Source organism: Frankia sp. CcI49 (assembly GCF_001983215.1).
In the GTDB taxonomy this organism is placed as follows: Bacteria; Actinomycetota; Actinomycetes; order Frankiales; family Frankiaceae; genus Parafrankia; species Parafrankia irregularis.
The window spans coordinates 434,409-454,507 of record NZ_MOWP01000004.1; the positions used below are offsets into that span (position 1 = coordinate 434,409).

General features: G+C 73.7%; 16 protein-coding genes. 12 read left to right on the top strand and 4 right to left on the bottom strand.

Annotated elements, in window-relative coordinates; genetic code table 11:
* Positions 1-185: 185 nt before the first annotated feature.
* The gene (gene ileS, locus CcI49_RS02545; protein ID WP_076823939.1) at positions 186-3,542 is read right to left on the bottom strand and encodes an isoleucine--tRNA ligase; all 3,357 of its coding nucleotides are present in this window, start codon (positions 3,540-3,542) and stop codon (positions 186-188) included.
* Between the two features lie 500 nt (positions 3,543-4,042).
* Between ileS and lspA the strand changes: the two genes are divergently transcribed.
* From lspA to CcI49_RS02580, 7 genes are all read left to right on the top strand, one after another.
* Positions 4,043-4,909, top strand: coding sequence for a signal peptidase II (gene lspA / locus CcI49_RS02550; RefSeq protein ID WP_241839872.1), 867 nt, complete (start codon positions 4,043-4,045; stop codon positions 4,907-4,909).
* Between the two features lie 235 nt (positions 4,910-5,144).
* On the top strand, positions 5,145-6,086 hold the full coding sequence (locus CcI49_RS02555; protein WP_054565834.1) for an RluA family pseudouridine synthase: 942 nt from the start codon (positions 5,145-5,147) through the stop codon (positions 6,084-6,086).
* A gap of 20 nt (positions 6,087-6,106) precedes the next feature.
* Positions 6,107-7,177 (top strand): hypothetical protein, encoded by a 1,071-nt coding sequence (locus CcI49_RS02560; RefSeq protein WP_083749257.1) that lies wholly within the window; start codon positions 6,107-6,109, stop codon positions 7,175-7,177.
* Between the two features lie 278 nt (positions 7,178-7,455).
* Positions 7,456-8,100 carry a DUF6308 family protein gene (locus tag CcI49_RS02565; protein WP_006544916.1) on the top strand — a complete coding sequence of 215 codons (645 nt, stop codon included), beginning with the start codon at positions 7,456-7,458 and terminating at the stop codon, positions 8,098-8,100.
* 172 nt (positions 8,101-8,272) lie between these two features.
* Positions 8,273-9,235: an ABC transporter ATP-binding protein gene (locus CcI49_RS02570; protein WP_054566537.1), complete on the top strand. Its 963-nt coding sequence runs from the start codon at positions 8,273-8,275 to the stop codon at positions 9,233-9,235.
* Entirely contained in the window at positions 9,232-10,251 is a 1,020-nt protein-coding gene (locus CcI49_RS02575; protein WP_076823941.1) for an ABC transporter permease, read from the top strand. The genes CcI49_RS02570 and CcI49_RS02575 overlap by 4 nt, the downstream gene beginning before the upstream one ends.
* Before the next feature lie 457 nt (positions 10,252-10,708).
* Positions 10,709-11,287 (top strand): hypothetical protein, encoded by a 579-nt coding sequence (locus tag CcI49_RS02580; protein WP_241839860.1) that lies wholly within the window; start codon positions 10,709-10,711, stop codon positions 11,285-11,287.
* A gap of 109 nt (positions 11,288-11,396) precedes the next feature.
* Here the strand turns inward: CcI49_RS02580 and CcI49_RS02585 are convergent, their stop codons facing one another.
* Positions 11,397-12,071 (bottom strand): LON peptidase substrate-binding domain-containing protein, encoded by a 675-nt coding sequence (locus CcI49_RS02585; RefSeq protein ID WP_054566538.1) that lies wholly within the window; start codon positions 12,069-12,071, stop codon positions 11,397-11,399.
* Between the two features lie 242 nt (positions 12,072-12,313).
* Here CcI49_RS02585 and CcI49_RS02590 point away from each other — a divergent pair, with 242 nt between their 5' ends.
* Positions 12,314-12,709 carry a hypothetical protein gene (locus CcI49_RS02590; RefSeq protein ID WP_241839861.1) on the top strand — a complete coding sequence of 132 codons (396 nt, stop codon included), beginning with the start codon at positions 12,314-12,316 and terminating at the stop codon, positions 12,707-12,709.
* Positions 12,710-12,815: 106 nt separating this feature from the next.
* Here the strand turns inward: CcI49_RS02590 and CcI49_RS02595 are convergent, their stop codons facing one another.
* Positions 12,816-15,152: a hypothetical protein gene (locus CcI49_RS02595; protein ID WP_076823942.1), complete on the bottom strand. Its 2,337-nt coding sequence runs from the start codon at positions 15,150-15,152 to the stop codon at positions 12,816-12,818.
* Positions 15,153-15,277: 125 nt separating this feature from the next.
* Complete coding sequence (locus CcI49_RS02600; RefSeq protein ID WP_006545650.1) at positions 15,278-15,499, bottom strand: hypothetical protein; 222 nt, start codon at positions 15,497-15,499, stop codon at positions 15,278-15,280.
* Positions 15,500-15,659: 160 nt separating this feature from the next.
* On the opposite strand from CcI49_RS02600, the gene CcI49_RS02605 reads away from it, so the two are divergent.
* The 4 genes from CcI49_RS02605 (at position 15,660) to CcI49_RS02620 (ending at position 19,993) form a co-directional block, all read left to right on the top strand.
* Positions 15,660-16,682: a Nif3-like dinuclear metal center hexameric protein gene (locus CcI49_RS02605; protein ID WP_076823944.1), complete on the top strand. Its 1,023-nt coding sequence runs from the start codon at positions 15,660-15,662 to the stop codon at positions 16,680-16,682.
* Positions 16,679-17,422, top strand: a complete 744-nt coding sequence (locus tag CcI49_RS02610; protein ID WP_076823946.1) for a C4-type zinc ribbon domain-containing protein — start codon at positions 16,679-16,681, stop codon at positions 17,420-17,422. Before CcI49_RS02605 ends, CcI49_RS02610 begins: the two co-directional genes overlap by 4 nt.
* A gap of 116 nt (positions 17,423-17,538) precedes the next feature.
* On the top strand, positions 17,539-18,675 hold the full coding sequence (locus CcI49_RS02615; RefSeq protein WP_054565840.1) for a bifunctional RNase H/acid phosphatase: 1,137 nt from the start codon (positions 17,539-17,541) through the stop codon (positions 18,673-18,675).
* A 256-nt stretch (positions 18,676-18,931) separates the two neighbouring features.
* The gene (locus CcI49_RS02620; protein ID WP_054565841.1) at positions 18,932-19,993 is read left to right on the top strand and encodes a hypothetical protein; all 1,062 of its coding nucleotides are present in this window, start codon (positions 18,932-18,934) and stop codon (positions 19,991-19,993) included.
* Positions 19,994-20,099: the final 106 nt, after the last annotated feature.

A 20,099-nucleotide genomic window follows, 5' to 3' on the forward strand; every position in this document is an offset into this window, starting at 1 on the left:
CCGGCCCTCGGAGCGCCCGGTAGCCCGGTAGCCCGATTTGGCGAGTCGCAAGAGTGAACGATTTTGGTCGGGCCTATACCCGTACGGCCACGTGCTGGCTACGCTGGCGGACCAACCAGACCGGTAGCCCGGCCTTCACCGGTAGCCCGGCCCCCGACGGGGCCGGGCCCGGAGTCCCGGGTTGGTCAGCTGGTTGCGGTCACAGACCGGGCGACCCGGCTCAGGGCGAAGGTCAGCCCGAGGTCGGCCGACGATCCCTGGTGCCACCCGGCCGCGGTCGGCAGCTCCTGATCCGGCGGTGTCTCCAGGAACACGGTGGCCAGGATCTCGTCCGCGACCGTCGCGCCGTGCTCGCGCAACGCCGTCTGGGTCTCCTCCCGGCCGGAGCTCCAGTGCAGCTCGATCCGGTCGGTGATCTCCAGCCCCGCGGCCCGGCGGGCGTCCTGCAGGACCCGCACCACGTCACGGGCCAGGCCAGCGCGGGCGAGCTCCGGGGTGACCGTCAGATCCAGTGCGACGGACAGACCCGACTCGCTGGTGACGGACCAGCCCTCCCGCGGCGTCTCGGTGATGATCAGCTCGTCGCCGCCGAGGTCGATGGCCTCACCGTCCACGGTCACCGTCAGCTGGCCGTCCACCGGCGCCCCGGCGGCGGCGACCGCCGTGGCCACCGCCTTGGTGCGACTGCCGAAGCGCCGCCCCAGTGCGCGGAAGTTGGGCTTCACGCTGATGTCGACCAGGTCCGAGGTCGCGGCCTCGACCGTGACGACGTTGAGCTCCTCGGAGATCTGGCCCCGCAGCTCGTCGGACACGTCCTCGAAGGCGGACGAGCCGACCACCGCGCGCGGCAGCGGCTGGCGGGTCCGCACCCCGCTCGCGGCGCGGGCCGAGCGGCCGAGCTCGACGATCCTGCGCACCAGGTCCATCTGGTCGGAAAGGCCCGGTTCGACCAGGTCGGCTGGCAGCTGTGGCCAGGCCGCGAGGTGGACCGAGTCCGGTGCCCCCGGCAGGATGCCCGAGAACAGGCGCGACCACAGCCAGTCCGTCAGGAACGGGGTGAACGGTGACATCACCCGGGTGAGTCCGTCGAGGCAGGTGTAGAGGGTGGCTAGCGCGTTCGGGTCGCCGGCCCAGAACCGCCGCCGCGAGCGCCGGACATACCAGTTGGACAGGTCGTCGACGAAGCGCGCGATGCGCCGCCCGGCCCGCAGCGAGTCGAAGTGCTCCAGGGCCTGGTCCACCTCGGCGACCGTGTCCGCGAGCTCGGACAACGCCCACCGGTCCAGCACCGGGCGCCGGGCCGGAACGTCGGCCGCCGACCCGGCGGCGGCCTCGGCCGGATCGGCCGCCGTCGCCGCGGTGCCGGCCCCGTCCGCCGCCGTCGGACGCCAGTCGGCCGCGCCCGCGTAGAGGGCGAAGAACGACGCGGTGTTCCAGTAGGTGAGCAGGATCTTGCGGACGATGTCCTCGATGGCCTCGTGCCCGACCCGCCGGTCCGACCAGGGTGAGCCACCGGCCAGCATCAGCCACCGGACGGCGTCCGCCCCGTGCTGCTCGAACAGGTCGAACGGGTCGAGGACGTTGCCCAGATGCTTGCTCATCTTGCGGCCGTCGGCGTCCAGCAGCAGGCCCAGGCACAGCACCGTCTCGTAGGACGACCGGTCGAACACCAGGGTGCCGATCGCCATCAGCGTGTAGAACCAGCCGCGGGTCTGGTCGATGGCCTCGCAGATGTACTGGGCCGGGTAGTGCTGGGCGAACTCCTCGGCGTTGCGGTGCGGCGCGCCCCACTGGGCGAACGGCATGGCGCCGCTGTCGTACCAGACGTCGATGACCTCGGGGACCCGCCGCGCGGTGGCGTCACAGCTGGGGCACGGCACCGTGACGTCGTCGACGAACGGGCGGTGCGGGTCGAGCCCGGAGTGGTCCTCCCCGGCGAGCGCGGACAGCTCACCGAGCGAGCCCACACAGGTCAGATGGGACGGATCCGCCTCGCACCGCCAGATCGGCAGCGGGGTGCCCCAGTACCGGTTGCGTGACAGCGCCCAGTCGACGTTGCCCCGCAGCCACTCCCCGTAGCGCCCGTCGCGGATCCGGCCGGGATGCCAGTCGGTCCGCGCGTTCTCGGCGAGCAGCCTGTCCCGCACCGCCGTCGTGCGGATGTACCAGGACGGCAGCGGGTAGTAGATCAGCGGGGTGTGGCAGCGCCAGCAGTGCGGGTAGCTGTGCGTGTAGGTCAGTGCCCGCCACATCAGGCCCCGGGCGGTGAGGTCGGCGGACAGCGGCGCGTCGGCGTCCTTGAAGAACAGGCCACCCACCAGCGGGACGTCGGGCAGGAACCGGCCGTCCGGCCCCACCGGGTTGACCACGCCCAGGCCGTTGGCGCGGCACACCGCGAGGTCCTCGGCGCCGAACGCGGGTGACTGGTGGACCAGCCCGGTGCCGTCCGTCGTCGTCACGTAGTCGGCGAGCACCACCGAGTGCGGACGGGCCGGCGGCGGTGAGCCGGCCGGCGCGGCGGCGACGACCTTCGCCGCCGCCTCCTCGAAACGTGCCAGCTCGACCAGCTCGAACGGCCGCGCGTAGCGGGTGCCGGCGAGCTCGGTGCCGGAGAAACGGTCCAGGATCTCGGCGTCCTCACCGACCGCGGCGGCCAGCAGCGGCTCGGCGACCACCAGGAGATCACCGCTCGCGGCCCGGGCGAGCACGTAGGTGACCTCCGGGTTGGCCGCCACCGCGGTGTTGGAGACCAGCGTCCACGGCGTCGTCGTCCACACCAGCAGGTGCGCGCCGCGCCCGGCCAGGTCCCGCGGGCCGTCCAGGATGGGGAAACGGACGTACACCGACGGGTCGGCGGTGTCGCTGTAGCCCTGGGAGACCTCGTGGTCGGACAGCGGCGTCTCGTCGCGGGGGCAGTACGGGGTGACCCGGTAGTCCTCGACCAGCAGCCCCTTGTCGAAGATCTGCTTCAGCGACCACCAGACGCTCTCGATGTACTCGGTGTCCATCGTGCGGTAGGCGGTGTCCAGGTCGACCCAGTAGCCCATCCGCTCGGTCATCGCGGAGAAGTCCGCGACGTGGCGCAGGACGGACTCGCGGCACTTCGCGTTGAACTCGGCGATGCCGTAGTCCTCGATGTCGCCCTTGCTGGTGAACCCGAGCTCCTTCTCCACCGCGAGCTCGACGGGCAGGCCGTGGCAGTCCCAGCCGGCGCGGCGGGGTACGTGGTAGCCCTTCATGGTCCGGTAGCGCGGGAACAGATCCTTGAACACCCGGGCTTCGACGTGATGGGCTCCGGGCCGGCCGTTGGCGGTCGGCGGGCCCTCGTAGAACCTCCACAGCGGGCGGTCCGCGCTGGCCTGCAGCGACCGGTGGAAGACCTTGGTGTCCTTCCAGCGCTCCAGCGTCTCGCGTTCGAACGCCGGCAGGTCGACCCGGGTGGGCAGGCTCCGGAACAGGGACGCCGACGCCTGCGCCGGCGTGGGTGCAGGCGGGGCGGACTCGGGCGTGTTGGCCGCGGGTACGTCGGGCGTAGCGGTCATGGTGGCGGTCTCCGTCGGCGGGTGGGGCTCTCCGGCGGAGGGACGACACCCCCCACGTCACTCCCCGCGGCGTCAGTCGCCCGCCGACAGGTGTGGTGGGGAGGTACCGCGGTACCACCCTCCTTGCACGCCCGGGCCGGGCTGCCCTGACGGACAGCGGCGGGCGGCCACTCTTTGTCTGCCGCGGTGGCCGGATCTACTGGGGGCGGCTGCCCTGTTCTCCCGGCGGCTCAGGGGTGATCTTCACGGCGCGCTGGCCACCGGGCTCGCACCGCCCCCGGCTCGCTGTGACTGCGCCCGCCGCTACTCGTCCCGTCGACGCCTTTCCGCGTCCCCCAGCGTAGCCGACGGCGCACAGGTCTCGACGCGGGCACGGCGGGTCGCTCGCGGGCGCCGCCCGGCGAGCGGATCGTCCCGGCGTGACCGGAGGGTGCGGGCGCACCCGTAGAGTGGTGGCTGTGGTGGGCGAGCCGGGAGCAGAGCTGAGTGCCGGTGGTGCCGTGCCGTCGGGTGCCGTGCCGTCGAGTCCTGTGCCGTCGGGTCCTGTGCCGTCGGGTGCCGCGCCGTCGGGCGCCGGGCCCGCGCCGGGCCGGCGTCTCACCCCACGGCCAGCAGTCATGATCGTCGCGGTGACCGCGGTCTGCCTGATCGCGCTGGATGTGGTGACCAAGATGCTCGCGGTCGCCAAGCTCTCCGGCCGCGGGCCGGTCGAGATCATCCCCGGCGCGCTCGACCTGCGCCTCACCCGGAACTCGGGGGCGGCGTTCAGCCTGGCCGGCGGCGCCACCGTGTTCCTCAGCCTGGTGGCGTTGGCCGTGGTCGTGGTCGTCGGCCTCACCGCCCGGCGGCTGGCCTCGACCGGGTGGGCGTTCGTCTTCGGGGCGATGGTCGGCGGTGCGGTGGGCAACCTGATCGACCGGATCTTCCGTGCGCCCGGCCCGCTGCGTGGCCATGTGGTCGACTTCGTCCACATCCATCACTGGCCGATCTTCAACCTGGCGGATTCGGCGATCGTGTGCGGCGGAGTGCTCGCGGTGGTGCTCTCGCTGCTGGGGATCGGGCTGGACGGCAGCCGGCTCACCGGCGACCAGCCGTCCGGGGCCAGGCCCGGCACTCCTGGTGCACCCGCCGCCTCCGGAGCCGCTGCGGTGTCTGCTGCCTCCGGTGCCGCTGCCGGGCCGCCAGCCGTTTCTGCCGGGCCGCCAGCCGTTTCTGCTGGGCCGCCGGCCGTGTCTGCTGGGGCGCCGGCTGTGTCCGGCCTCCCCGGCGGTGCTGCGGCGCCCTCGGGGACGGGTGCCGCGGCCGGGCAACCTCGACCGGATGATCCGCGCCAGCCGTCGGATCCGTCCAGGCCAGGTGGGCAATGAGCCTCTTTCCTCTGACGGTCCGCGACAGCTGGCGGGCAGGAGTCGAGGATTTCGGTCGCCAGAGCAGCCGAAATCCTCAACTCTTCGATTCGTGGCCGCGAGCGGCCGCCGTGGCTGGCGTTGCTCCCGAGCAGGAGTTGGGGATTTCGGTCGCCAGAACAGCCGAAATCCTCAACTCCTCTCGTCGCGGCCCCTGCGCGGCTACCGACCTGGAATCCCGGATGGGAACGGCCCGATGACGACGTCCTACACGGATCGGCGTTCGGTGCCGGTTCCGGACGGTCTGGACGGCATGCGGCTCGATGCCGCTCTCGCCCGCATGTTCGGGCTTTCCCGCACCGCGGCCGCGAGCGTCGTGGACGACGGGCAGGTGAGCGTCGACGGCCAGGTGCGGGGCCGCTCCGACCGGGTCGCCGGTGGTGCGTGGCTGGAGGTCGCGCTGCCCGCCCCGCCGCGTCCGGTGACGGTCGACGCCACCCCGGTCGAGGGGCTGGGCATCCTGCACGACGACGACGACATCGTGGTGGTCGACAAGCCCGTGGGCGTGGCGGCGCATCCGGCGCCCGGCTTCACCGGGCCGACGGTGATCGGCGCGCTGGCCGCGGCCGGCTACCGAATCTCCACCTCGGGTGCCGCCGAGCGGCAGGGCGTCGTGCACCGGCTCGATGTCGGCACCACCGGGATCATGGTCGTGGCGAAGAGCGAGCGGGCCTACACGCTGCTCAAACGGGCCTTCCGTGACCGCGAGGTGGAGAAGGTCTACCGGGCGGTCGTGCAGGGGCATCCGGACCCGCTGCGGGGCACGGTGGACGCGCCGATCGACCGGCACCCCCGGCGCCCCGGGCTTTTCGCGGTCGTGGCGGGCGGCAAGCCCAGTGTGACCCACTACGACACCGAGGAGGCGTTCCGCTCGGCCTCCCTGCTGTCGGTCCGGCTCGAGACCGGTCGCACGCACCAGATCCGGGTCCACCTGTCGGCGCTGCGCCATCCCTGCGTGGGGGATCTCGCCTATGGCGCGGATCCGACGCTGGCGCAGCGGCTCGGCCTGGAGCGGCAGTGGCTGCACGCCGCCAGCCTCGCCTTCGCCCATCCGTCCGACGGCTCCTGGGTGCGCTTCGTCAGCCCCGATCCCGACGACCTCGCCGAGGCCCTGAGACGGCTGAACGACCAGACCTGACCATGCCTGCCAGGAAACCGGTGTCTCCCCGTGCCCAGGGAGCTGCCCCACCGGACCCCGACGCCGCGGCGGGTGATGACGGTCCTGCGGGCGGTGACGGTCCTGCGGGCGCCCCGGCGTCATCCTCCGGCCTGCTCGGCCTGCTCGACCGGGTGGACGACGCGGCGCTGCCGGCGATCGGGCGGGCGCTGAACTGGGCGCAGGCAGGTCTGGGCTCGGTCGGGGACCGCCAGTGGGCGGGGGCGAGGCGAGCGCGTGCCGCTGTGACCGCCAGGGTGGCCGTCGACGACGCGCCGGGGGCTGTGACCGGGGCCGAGCCGCGGGCAGCACGAGGCTGGGCGGCCGCGGGCGTGCTGGAGGCCGCCTTCCGGGTGCTCGTCCTCGGGCTGGTCGTGCTGATCGTGGTTGGGGCGGTCACCACCATGCTGCGCGGCTCCGATTCCGGCGGCGCCATGTCCGGCTCGAGTTCGGGCGCCGGCTCCGCTTCCGGGGCGGCGGGCTCCGCCGTCAGCCAGTCCGGAACCGCCGATGCCGCCGCCGACGACGACGGTGCCGCGGCCGGTCCGGTCGAACCCAGCATCGTGGTGGGCCCGGCTGCCGGTGACGCTGCCGGGGCCTATGCCGACAGGACACGGTCCGAGCTGGAGTCGCTGAGCGCGGCGGCGCCCGCCGCCGACCTCTACGCCGTCGTCAGCCTGACCGCCTACCAGACACCGGCCGAGCTGGTCCGGACGCTCGCGGACTACCGGGTGACCGAGGTGTTCTTCCGGGTACCCCCGGACGGTGCCGAGACGTCGGCGAACGTTCGTGACCCCGTCGCGGATGTCGAGTCGGCCTTCGACAGCGCCGCCGACGCCGCCGAAACCCTTGCGCGCGAGGACACGGATGCCGTAGCCGCCCAGCGGGCGCATCTGGAGGCGATGGCGTTGCGCGCCCGGTGCGGATGTCTGTACGCGGCCGTGGTGCGGGCCCCGGCGGAACGTCTGCTCGAGCTCACGCGTCGCGGGCCGGTGCGCACGGTGCATCCCGCGCCGCCGGGCAGCTCGCCGTCCGCCGTACGATTCGTCCCGTTGGACCCGGTCCGCTCCTGACCCGGCTCGCGATCCGGCCGACATTCACCTCGTTCGGGCCTGATCCGATCGTGTCGGTCGTTGCTTTCCGTCCTGTGCGCTGCGAGGTGCCCACCCGCACGTCGCCAGCGGCACGCCTGGGCGGGGCGGCTTGCCCGGTTGTCCCACGGGGGCGTCTTCCGCGTGCGGGGGGTGACAGGGCAGGATTGCTCGTGGTGCGCATCGGCGCGTGCCGGCGAGTCGCGGTCCGGCCGTCGACGACGACGACGGGGGTGGTGTGACATGAAGGGGGCGCTCGGGTGAGGCTGGCGAGGGGCACCCGGGAGGTCTTCGATGCGGAGAGCCTGCTGGAGGAATACGTAGGCCCGCGCCGACGAGGGCTTCGGTACGCCTATCCGTACTACGACGGCCTCGTCACCAACGGCGACCCCGACCTCCTGTGTACCGGAGATCTGCTGTCGCCCTGCCTGCTCGGTGTGAGCGTCGACGTCGACCGTATGCACACCCTGACCGCGCTCCTGCCGCTGCTGCAGCGCGCGCTGGACCGGCTTCCGCCGGGCATCGAGCTGATCGAGGCGGACGAGGTCACGCTCGACCTGGTGGCCGCCCTCTACGACCCGCTCGACGATCCCGACGTCGCCGACCGGGACGTCAAGGGCTCGCTGATCGCGAAGGTGCTGCACCGCAAGCGGCCGGCCCTGGTTCCGCTGTTCGACTCGAAGGTCAGGATCTTCTACCAGCACGAGGACTGCGTGCCCCCGTCGCCGCGGGACGGGCGGTCCTGGCGGCAGTACATGCAACTGCTCGTCCGTGCCATGCAGCACGACCTTCGGGAGAACGCCGACGAGTTCCGCCGGCTCGCGGGCCTCGTGCCGCCGGGTGGTCCGCCGGTGACGCCGCTGCGGATCCTCGACATCGTGGTCTGGATGAGCAGCGCCGTCTGACCGTGTCGTATTGCCCTGACTGTGTGGTTGTCTCTGCTGTCGGTACCGGCGCGCGGGCCGGGCGCGTGACGGGGTGTTCGAGGGTGTCGGGGCGTTCGGGTGTGCCGGCTGGCCCGGGTGTGACGTCGGTGGCATCGGCCCGCGGCGCCACCTCGGCGTGGCGGCTGCGAGAATGACAGCCGTGCTGAGCTACGCCGTGCGTGGCCTCACCCGGCGGCACGGTGCCGGGGAGTGCGCCGTTCTCGCCAACGACCGTATCGATCTCGACGTTCGACCGGCCGAGGTCTTCGGCGTGCTCGGTCCCAACGGGGCCGGAAAGACCACACTTGTCCGCCAGCTGATGGGCCTGCTTCGGCCCGACGCTGGCTCCATCACCATGTTCGGTCACGACATCGTCAACCGGCCCGCGGCCGCCGCTCGGATGGCGGCCTACCTCGGCCAGGACGATCTCGCCCTGGCCGACCTGCCGGTCGGGCTGGCCGTGGAGACGACCGCGCGGCTTCGCGGCCTGTCCCGCGCCGCCGCGCGCCGCGAGCGTGACGAGGTCATCGAGGAGCTCTCGCTGGGCGCGGTGGTGAGCCGGCCACTCGGGCGGCTTTCCGGTGGTCAGCGCCGGCTGGCCTGCGTGGCGGCCACGCTGGTCGGTGAGCGCCCCGTGCTGGTGCTCGACGAGCCGACCACGGGCCTGGATCCCTCCGCGCGCCGGTCGGTGTGGGCGGCGCTCGAGCGCCGGCGGGCCGAGCGTGGGACGACCGTCGTGCTGATCACGCACAACGTGCTGGAGGCCGAGACCGTCCTCGACCGGGTCGCCGTGCTGGAGGCCGGTCGCGTGATCGCCTGTGACTCACCCGGCCGGCTCAAGGCGTCGGTGTCGGACGACGTCCGGCTCGACCTCGTCTGGCGGCACGACCCACCGGTGGATGATCCGACGGTCGCCCGGCTCGCCGCCACGGCGCGGGTCACCGGCCGGCGCTGGACGACGCGGCTCGCGCAGGCCGACGCGCGGGACGCCCTGGGCCAGCTCACCTCCGGGCCGGCGTTCGCGGCCCTGGACGATTTCAGTCTCGCGACTCCGTCGTTGGAGGACGTGTATCTCACTCTCGGCGGTACCTGCCGTGATCTGGAGCGGACATGACCTTGACGACGCCTCACACCGCGGCCGGCCCGGGGACACCCGCGCCGGCCGGCTCGGCTGGCTCACGCAAGCCCGCGGTGGCGGTTCCGGTGGGCTCGCTGAAGCTTCCGGTGGCCGAGGCGGCTGGTGCGACGAAGCTCCCGGCGGCCCCGGCGGCCGAGGCCGCTGCGGTGGCTGAGGCGGCGCAGGCCGCGGTGGCTGACGCGGCGGTGCGGCCCATCGCGGACCTGGGCGACGGCGTGGCTGACGCGTCACCGGTGCCGCTCCCGCTGGGGACGGCCTTCCCGGCCGCCCTCGCGGCCGTGTACCGGGGCCAGCTGGCCCGTGCGCGGGTGGCGCGGGTGCCGTTGCTGTTCGTCGCCGCGTTCCAGTCGCTGGGCATCATGATCCTGTTGCGGGGCATCGTCGACGTCGGCGACGACTCGGCGGCGGCCTCGGTCGTGGCCGGCTCGACGGTGCTCGTCGTGGCCTTCGTGGCGCTCAACCTGCTGGCACAGCGGTTCGGCGCGCTTCGCGCCGCCGGGGCGCTCGACTACTACCTGACACTGCCGATCTCCGGCGCCGCGGTCGTCCTCGGAACGGCCGCGTCCTACGCGACGTTCGCGGTACCGGGCACGATTGTGACGGTGTTCGTCGGCTCGGTACTGTATGGCCTGCCGATGGCGGGTCTGTGGCTGTTGCTTCCGGTCACGGTTCTGGCCGGGGCGAGCCTGGCCGGCATCGGTGCGGCGATCGGGTTGCTCGCGCCGAAGCCGGAGCTCGCGACGGTCGCGGGTCAGCTCGGCATGAGCGTGGTGCTGTTCCTGGGGGTCATTCCCGCCGACAGGCTGCCGGGTATCGGGCGCCTGGCGCGTGACCTGCTGCCGAGCAGCTACGCGGTCGACGCACTGGCCCAGGCGTTCGCGCCCTCGGTCGACTGGGTGGGAGTCTCGGCGGATCTCGGGGTCTGTGCCGCGGTCGCCGTGGCCGCGCTGCTGGTGGCCGCACACGCCCTGCGGCGCGTCACCCGCTCCTGACCTCGGGCCCGCCGCACGCTGGGCGTGGCTCCGGTCGCCGCGGGCCGGAGCGACCGGGCCCGGACCACCGGTGGTCCGGGCCGAGCGGCGGGAGGCGGGGCCGTCGCGGCGGCGGGTACGGTCGATGCCTGAGTCCGGCATCGACGGGGGTCGGCTCGCCCTGGATGAACCGGGTCACCCCGGAGGATCCGGGTCGAAGGGCCGGTGTGGCTGGCGAGGAGACGGACGGGTCGTGGCAGAGTTGCCGGGCGGCACCCGGGGCACCCGGGACATATCGGTGTGTTCCGCGCCGGATGGGCACCCGCGGGCCGAGGATGGGGCCGAGCCCGTTCCGGCTGACCCTGCGGCCTCCTCAGACCGGTCCGCCGGGACACCGGCCGAGCCGGCGGACACGGTGACGCCCATCGGGCCGGCGGTACCGGCGGAGCCAGCGGCGGCGGTGCCGGCGGAGCCAGCGGTGCACGAGGAGGCAGTGGTGTCCGCGGCGGATCTGGCCGAGGGCGAGGCCGCGGCCTGGGCGAGCACGTCGCCGCCGCAGAGCATGCGGGCCAGGCTGCTCGCCGGGGCCGTGTGTGCGCTCGCGATGGTCGTCGTGGGTCCGCTGCTGGGGTTGTTGTGGGCCGCCTGCGCCCCCCACCTCGACGTGGCGGCGGTGCTCGCCGGGGCGATGTCCGTCTTCTCGGTGCAGAGCACCGTCGACGCCTACTTCGCGATGATCTGCGCCGTGGCCGGAGTGATCGGCGGCCTCGTCACCTACTGGCGCGCGGCGGACGTGGGCTGGCCGGTCGCGGTCGGCCTCGGGGCCGGCGGCGTCGCCGGCTCACTGCTGACGGGGGAGGTCGGGCGGCTGCGCCGCTCCGACGCCGCCCTCGACTCGCTCCCTCCCAACGCGACCGACCTCCTGCGTGACCTGGCGGACTTCCACGTGCGGGCCACCGGCCTCTACCTGGTGCTGCCCGGAGTCGCGCTGCTGGTGCTGGCGTTGGCGCTCTGGGCCGGCGGGACCACCTTCGGCTGGCCACGGCGCCGCCGCTGACGGAGCCGCCGCTGACGGCGCCGCCGCTGACGGCGCCGTGCTGACAGCGTCGCCGCAGGAGCGAGCCGGCGGGGCCGGAGCCGGATCGGGTCGGCGTGTGCGCGCCGGGTCAGTTGGAGCTCGGCGTGATCCGGTTCAGCTCGCTCGAGCCGACGGTCGTGATGCGTTCGAGCAGGCCGAGCTCGCGGCGCAGCAGGGCCCGTTCCCCGCGCAGCCTTGCCGCGGCGTCCGGCGCGGCGAGAAGTTCCTGCCGCTCGGCGATGTCGTTGGCGACCGCCGCCGCGACGAGGAAGGACAGCGCGATCGGGTCGGTCGGCAGCTCGGGCAGCTTGACCTCGACGGTGCCGCTGGCGGTGAGGCGCTCGGTGTACTCCCGCAGCAGCCGGGTCACCACCGCGGCGTTGCCGGCGGCGGCGGCCTCGTCGCCGACGACGTCGTCGAGGTACTCGACATCGCCGACCAGGTAGGGGTGGCTGCTCTCGTCGACGGAGTGGACCCGGAAACGGGAACCGCCCACGGTGACCATCGAGAACCGCCCGTCCGGGAGGGCCTCCACCCGGCGGACCAGCGCGGTGCAGCCGATCTCGTAGGTCTGCGGCACCGCCGGGCCGACCTCCCGGCCGCGCCGGATCGCCACCACGCCGAAGCGGCGCGGTTCGGTCTCGGGTATTTCGAGCAGTTCGCGGACCAGGACCCGGTAGCGTTCCTCGAAGATCTGCAGTGGCATCAACAGACCTGGCAGCAGGACAGTACCGAGCGGAAACAGCGGCAGTCGCTCACTCACCGTCGCCCGCACCCCCTCACGTCGCAGCATCACCGACCCGTGAGTGGGCCCGTATGTTCCCACCCTGTCCTGTACCGGCCGCCGCGTCCATCCACCGCGGCGGGCGTCACGCGCCGCGGTGGCGGCTGATCCCCGAGAGCGGCTGATCCCCGAGAAGAGGAGGACACCCGGTGAGTGCTCGAGGCCCCGCGCAGTCGGCGTGCGGCGAACCGGAACCGGAACCGGGGAACGGGGAACCGGCTGTGCCGGAGCCCGAGCCCGAGTGGGTGCCGGTGCCGGTGCCGGAGCCGGAGTCGTCTGGGCCGGGGGAGCCGGGGTGGGGGGCGCCGCGCGAGCTGTTGTTCGTGCTGGCCGAGGACGCCACGGCGGCGGGCACGGCTCTGGACGTCATCGGGCGGTGGGCGCAGGTGACCGCGCGCCTGCCGCCGCGCCTCGCGCTGGTGGTCGTGCCCGCCGGGCGGCTGGCGGACGCCGCCGCCGTTCCCGGTGTTCTGGGTGTCTTCGCCACGGACGTCCCGGTGGAGCTGGCCGCGACGCTGGACCCCCGGGAACGGCTCTTCGTCGACGGCTGGCTGGCCCGCGCCGTGGCGAAGCCGCCACGCCCCTTCGAGGGCCGGCCCTGGGACGAACCGACCTGACCCGTCCTCGAGCCCGCGCCAGCCGGCCCAGCGCCAGCCGGCCCGCGCCGGTCGGAGCCGGCGGTCCGGTCCGGCCGGGCCGCCGGCGTGGGGGTTCGCCCTGGAGTCAGAGCACCCGCTGCGGGGTCGACCAGACGGCGTCGGCACCGGATCGGGTCAGCAGGTACAGCCGGTTCGCGACCCGGGCCAGCACCTCCAGGTTCCCGGAGTAGTTGCTCTGGATGAGGGCGACCGAGTCCACATGGCCGAGTGACGCGCCGAAGGGCCGTGGCCCGCTCCAGGCCGGTGTCGCCCGGTTGTTGTCACGGAAGAAGTGGATCAGCCCGGTTCCGGCGGCGGGCACCACCACCTCGAAGTTGCGGGCGCCGGGGTAGAGGCTCTGGATCAGCACCGGGTTGCCGGAGACCCCCTCGGCGAAGACGCCGTTCGTCCGCCAGACGGCGGACGAGTCACGGGTGAGGTGCACCAGCCGGGTGCCGACCAGCGCGACGGCCTCCAGCAGGCCGGCGCCGCCGCCGAGCGTGCCGTGGATCAGGCTGACCGCGTCGACCCGGCCGAGGTTCGCGGCGAACAGCTTCGGCGCGCTCCAGGGGTAGCCCGCGACGTCGTGGTTGCGCCACATGTGGATGATGCCGACGTCCGCCGCGGGTGCGAGCAGCTCGAAGTTGCCCCGGCCGCCCAGCCGGCTCTGGACCATCGACGGCACGCCGCCGACGTTCTGGGTGAGCTGGACGGGTGGGCGCCACTGGAACGCGCCGGTGCTGTCCCGCCAGAGGAAGAACAGGCGGCTGCCGACGCGGACGACGGTCTCCAGCGGCCCGGGGGTGGCCAGGGTGCTCTGCAGCATCGTGACGGCGTCGACCCGGCCGAGCGCCTGGGCGGTCTGCCAGGGGTCCCGCCAGGGGGTGTCGCGGGCGTCGTTCTCCCGCCAGACGTGGGTGAGCCCGGAGAACGCCGAGGGCACCACGACGTCGAAGTTGCCCCGCACGCCGAGCCCACGGGACTGGATGAGCACCGGGTTGCCGCTGACGCCGTGGCCCCAGCCGATGTGGGCGGGGGTGTACCGGCACAGGGCGAACGTGTTGGCCCGCATCAGGCAGTCGACGGGTGCGGGGGCGCAGGCGTCGCAGTTGCCGTTGGGGACGCCGTACCGGCCCCAGCTTCCGCCGCAGTCGCAGCCGGCGCCGGCGTATTCGTCGGGCGCGCCGAAGATGTGCCCGGTCTCGTGCGCGAAGACCCGGTCGATGTTGTCGGGGCCCCAGCCGTCGGCGTCGGCGGCGAGCACGAGGCGCGGCCCGCCGATCGACGCGTAGGCGAAATGGCCCAGCGGGTACTTCGTGACGAAGGCGCAGTAAGCCCATTTCGTGCCGAGACGCCCGCGCAGCCCCTCGACGTAGTCGTAGACACCGTCGAAGGTCGGGGCGTAGCCGAGCCGGCTCATCGCCGGGTTGCGCCACACCGACTCCAGGTCGCTGGCGCCCGGGTCGGCCGGGGTGGACAGCTGGACCAGCTGGATGTCGTAGCTGAAGGTGAGCTCGGCGGCCGGATTCTGCGTCGCGTACCAGGACAGCCCGTTCTGGACCTCGGCGACGATCTTCGTGCGTTCCGCGGCGGACATCCGCAGTGCGGCGGTCGGGCCCTCGACGAGGATCAGGCCGACCGCGACCGAGCCCTCCAGATAGGAGCTGAGCCCGCTGGTTCCCGGCGCGCCGGCGGTGCTCTGGGCCGCGTCGGTGCCGTTCGCCGAGGGCGCGTTGAGCAGCGTCGGCATCAGGCGGGGGGTGACGGACGTCCCCGACCCGCGGGCCGGGGCGATGTCGGTGCAGGGGCGGGCCATGTCCCAGGGCGCGGCGTCGCGCGGGCGGGAGCGCTTGCGGCGGCGGTAGCCGTCGCTGGCGCGCAGGCGGAACGCCTCCACGCCGAGGGACTCCGTCCGGCTCAGGCCGCCGGGAAGGGCGAGGGTGGACACGATCGTCCCGTCGCCCGGGGCCGGCTGGGCGGTGGTGGTGCCGGTGGTGCCCGTGGTGTCGTCCTGTGCCGCGGCGACCGTCGTGTCCTGTGCCGGGCCGGCATGCGGCCGGCCGAGGACCCTGACCCGGCCGTAGCGGTGCACCGTCCGCTCGCCGTGCTGGGCGCCCGCGTTGCCGCCGGCGCCGGCCGGCGCGGTCGAGCGGCGGGTCCTGGCTCCCCAGACGGGCATGTCGTCGAGGGACGAGTCGTCCAGCAGCCCGCGGGCGGTCCCGCCTGCGCCCGTCGCGTCCAACTCCAGCGCACCGGCCGCACCGGTCGCGCTGGTCAGGCCGGTCGGGTCCGGCGAGTCCTCCTGGCCGCCACCGGCCGCTGGATCCCGCGGGCCGAGCAGGCCGCGCCGGGTATCCGCCCCAGGATCTGGATCATCGATGGTGATGAGGATCCGTTCGTCGGCCGGTACGTCCCCCGCCATGGGAAATCAGGTGTCCTCTCGTAGGGAATGCTTTGCGAGGTTGTATCGCGTTGAGCCGACGTTGTTGTCGGATTTCCGGTTTTCTGGCAGCAACCGACCCGGCGGTGGTCCGGGCTGCCCCGGGTTCACTGCTGCAGGCGCGGACCCGGGTTGAAGGTCGGCGGGGCCGGCGCCACCGGGGCGCCCTGCTGCCACGAGCTGCCGACGGCCAGCCGGTCCGGTGCGGCCATGGCGTCTGCGACCTTGCCCATCAGCGCCTCGACCAGGCGCACAGCCTGCGCCGTCGCCAGGTTCAGAACAATCTCCGAATCCCCGGCGATCTGGAAGCGCACCGATACGTCAGCCATGCTCCAACCCTTCTTTCCGGCGTGGTAACCCCGTGCGGACGTCCTACRCCAGGGGTGACGTTACGGGTCAGGCCAGGACGAACTGACGGCGCCCGGTCAGTTGACGGCGGATGGTCACCGGTCGACGCCCCCGAGCGGTCGTCCGGGTAAGGTCGCGGGGATGACCACCGTTGCTGCGACGGTCCGTGACTGCGTCTGGGCGCTCGAATCGTGCTATCCACCGGCCTGGGCCGAGGCGTGGGACGCGGTCGGGCTGGCGGTCGGCGACCTGGATGCCCCGGTCCACGACGTGCTGTTCGCGGTGGACCCCACGCCCGAGGTCGCCGCCGAGGCGGCCGCCAGGGCACAGCTGCTGGTGACCCACCATCCGCTGTTCCTGCGCGGCGCCCACAGCGTCGCCGAGTCGACGACCGGTGGCCGGGTCGTGGCGACGCTGGTGCGGGCCGGGGTGGCGCTGTTCACCGCGCACACGAACGCCGACGTCGCGGACCCGGGCGTCAGTGACGCCCTGGCGGCGGCGATCGGCCTGCGCGACGTCGGGCCGCTGGTGCCCAACGGGTCGCGCGCCGAGGGCGGGCGCGTGCGCACGCGGACCGATGCCGGCACCGAATGCCGCGGGCTCGGGCGGGTCGGTGTCCTGCCGGCAGCCGAGCCGCTCGCGCAGTTCTGCCAGCGGGTCGCGCAGGCGCTGCCGGGGACCGCCGGTGGGGTGCGGGCGACCGGCGCTCCCGACCGGGCCGTGCGCCGGATCGCCGTGTGCGGCGGCGCGGGTGGCGAGCTCGCCGCGGCGGCCGCGGCGGCCGGGGCGGACGTGCTGGTGACCGCGGACGGCCGCCATCACCACACCCTCGACGCGGTCGGGGCGCATCCCCTGGTCATCGTCGACGTCGCGCACTGGGCCAGCGAATGGCCGTGGCTCGCCGGTGCCGCCGACCGGCTGCGTGCCGGGCTGGCCGCGCGGGGACGTACCGTGAACACGGCGGTGTCCACACTTGTCACGGATCCGTGGCGGCTGCAGGTGTCGGCGACACCCCGGCCGGACCAGCCGGCCCAGCCGGAACGGCCCGAGCAGCGTGACCAGCAGGACCACCCAGAACAGCCCGACCACGCAGATCATCTGCCCGCTCCGGTCCACGCGCCCGGTGCGCGTCCGGAAGAAGGGTTCCAGGCGAGGAGCTCATGAAGGCCGACCCAGCAACGCAGCTTCGCCTCCTCGACCTCCAGGCGCTGGACACCGCGCTTGACCGGCTCGCCGCCCGGCGCCGCGCCCTGCCGGAGCTCGCGACCATCGCCGAGCGGTCGGCGGCGTTGGACAGCGCCGACGCGGACATCGTCCGGGTACAGACGGAGATCGCGGATATCGGGCGCGCCCAGCGGAAGCTGGAGACCGAGATCGAGCTCGTCCGCACCCGCGCCGACCGCAACCGCACCCGGGTCGACTCCGGCCAGGTCGGCAACCCGCGGGAGCTGGAGAACCTGCAGGCGGAGCTGGCCTCGCTGGCCCGGCGCCAGGGCGTGCTCGAGGACGAGGCGCTCGAGCGGATGGAGGCGGTCGAGGCGCTCGAGGTGAAGCTGACCGACCAGGTCAGCGGGCGAGAGCGCCTCGCGGACGAGCGGCAGGCCGCCGAGGTGCGCCGCGACGAGCAGTTCGGTGAGATCGACACCGAGGCGGCGAAGCGGCGCGGTGAGCGCGACGCGCTCGCGCCGTCGCTGCCGGGCCCGCTGATCACCCTGTACGAGCGCATCCGCTCGTCGTCCGGGGGCGTCGGCGCGGCCGCGCTGGTGCGGCGGCGCTGCGAGGGGTGCCACCTGGAGCTGTCCGGCGGGGACCTGCGCGCGGTCGCCGCGGCCCCGGCCGACGAGGTGGTGCGCTGTGAGGAATGCCGCCGCATTCTGGTCCGAACGGCCGAATCGGGCCTCTAGGGCCGGATTCGTCCCCCGTCCGCTGTTCACGGCGTCGCACGGCCGGTAGAGTCTCCCCTCCCCCGTGGGGGCGGCCACCTCCTCCGCGGATCCGGACGAGCGAGGGGAGTGACGGCATGAGCGCTTCGCGCAGGCTGGTCATCGAGGCCGACGGAGGTTCCCGGGGCAATCCCGGGCCTGCCGGGTACGGCGCCCTCGTCCGGGACCCGGCGACCGGTGAGGTGCTCGCGGAGCGGGCCGCCGCGATCGGGACGGCCACCAACAACGTCGCCGAGTACGAGGGCCTGCTCGCGGGGCTGCGGGCCGCCGCCGACGTCGCCCCCGACGCCGACCTCGAGGTCCGGATGGACTCCAAGCTCGTCGTCGAGCAGATGAGCGGGCGCTGGAAGGTCAAGCACCCGTCGATGCGCCCGCTCGCCACCGAGGCCTCGGGGCTCGTCTCGCGGTTCCCGAGCGTCCGGTTCGTCTGGGTGCCCCGGGCCCGTAACGCCGACGCCGACCGGCTGGCCAACGAGGCGATGGACGCGGCTGCCGCGGGCCGCACCTGGGAACCCGCGATCCCGCAGTCGCCGGATCCGCTGCCGCACCAGGCGCCGACCACCAACCGCCTGTCCGGGTGGATGGCCCCGCCCGCGCCGCCGACCGTCACGGTCCTGCTCCGGCACGGCCAGACACCACTGTCGGTGGAGAAGCGGTTCAGCGGCACGGTGGAGGCCTCGCTCACCGACACCGGGCTCCTGCAGGCAGCGGCGGCGGCCGACCGGCTGGGTGCCGAACCGTTCGATGCCGTCATCTGCTCGCCGCTCAAGCGGGCGCGCCAGACCGCCGACGCGCTCGCGCGCGACTACGTGATCGACGAGGATCTTCGCGAGACCGACTTCGGTGCCTGGGAGGGGCTGACGTTCGCCGAGGTCCGGGAGCGTTTCCCGGACGAGCTGAACGCCTGGCTGGCAGATCCGGCGGTGCCGCCGCCGGGTGGTGAGAGCCTGCTGGGCACCGTCGCGCGGGTCGCCGCGGCCCGGGACCGGATCATGGCGGAGTACGCCGGCGGCCGCGTCCTGGTGGTCTCACACGTGACCCCGATCAAGGGGCTCACCCAACTGGCGCTCGCCGCCGAACCGACCGTGCTCTACCGCCTGCACCTCGACCTGGTGTCGATCACCACGATCGACTGGTATTCCGACGGGCCTGCCGTTCTGCGCGGCTTCAACGACACCCACCACGTGGCCCGTCTCGTCGTCGAAGGCGAGTAGCAGCCTCAGGCGACCGGCTCCCCGCGTGGGGAGTCGGTTGGCCTTTCGTAGTGCAAAAGTGGGTGTGTGCGGAGCCAGTGGACACACCTGCCCGCACCAGCTGCGCAACAGTTGTGTCCCGCAGTGGCACACCCGGTGACGAGCCCTCCCGAGCGGACGCAGGATTCCGTGACATGTGCGGAGTGCGGGGTCCGTCGACGGCGCCACCTCGGAGGCGGTTGCCGTCCTCCGCTGTGCCACGCGGAGGACATCAACGATGGATGCCAGTTCCCGGCGCCGGCTGCTGGCCGCCGGCGCCCTGCTCCCGCTCGACCTGCTCGCCGCCGGCGAGCGCCTCGGCGTGGGTGGATGGCTGGGCGCGGGTGGGCGGCTCGATGCGGGCGACGGCGGCATGAGTCCGTCGTCGGATCTCCTCGGGCATCTGGACGGCCGCGTCGCGCAGATCACCGCCGACTACGAGCGGTCCCCGATCAGCGCGACCGCCGCCCAGCTGCGTCGTCACCTGCCCGTCGTCCGCTCGCTGCTGCTGCGTGACTCCATCCCGCCGCTGACCCGGCTGCGGCTGCACCACGTGACCGGGCGGCTCGGCGCGCTCTGGGCCACCACCCGCCATGACCTCGGCGACGTCGCCGGCGCCGCCGCCGCGTTCGACGAGTCCTACGCGCATGCCGCCCAGGCCGGCGACGCCACGCTGATGTGCTGGATCCGGCTGTGGCAGTCGTCCCTGGCCCGCAAGGCCGGGCGGCTGGCGGACGCGGCCGAGCTCGCCGCCGCCGGGGCCGCGCTCGTCGGCAGCGGCACGCCGGCGGCGGCGCGGGCGGCCGCCATCGAGGCCCGCGCCCACGGCGCCCTCGGTGACCGCTGGGCCGTGCACCAGGCGATCGGCCGGGCCTGGCACATCGCCGGTGTACTGAGCCCGGACCAGCACGGCGAGCCGGGATTCTCGATCGACACGCTGCATGTGCTGACACTGTCCGAGCTGTCCGCCGCCGCCTACGTCGAGCTGGGCATGCCGGGCGCGGCGAGCGTCTACACCGACGCGGCGATCCACCACCTGGACGCGGCCGGTGCCACCGGCCTGCGCTCGATGGTCCGCATCGCCGCCGCCACCGCCGCGGCCAAACGACGCGACCTGGACCAGGCGGTCGAGCTCGTCGACCAGGCCCTCACGATCTCCGGCGACCGGCCGAGCACCGTCATCGCCGGGCGGTCACGAAGGTTCGTCTCGGAGGCCCGCGGCTACGTCGGCTGGCACGCCGATCTCGACGACCTCGACGATCGCGTCCGCGCCTGGCACGCCCCGCGCCTGGCCCCCTGACCGCGCAGTGCGCGACCGCGCCCAACGGCGAGGAGCTCCGCCGGGCCCCAGGCGGCGCGACGTTCGCACGCCAGGTCGCGAACCGGGTCATCGACCACCGCGCCCG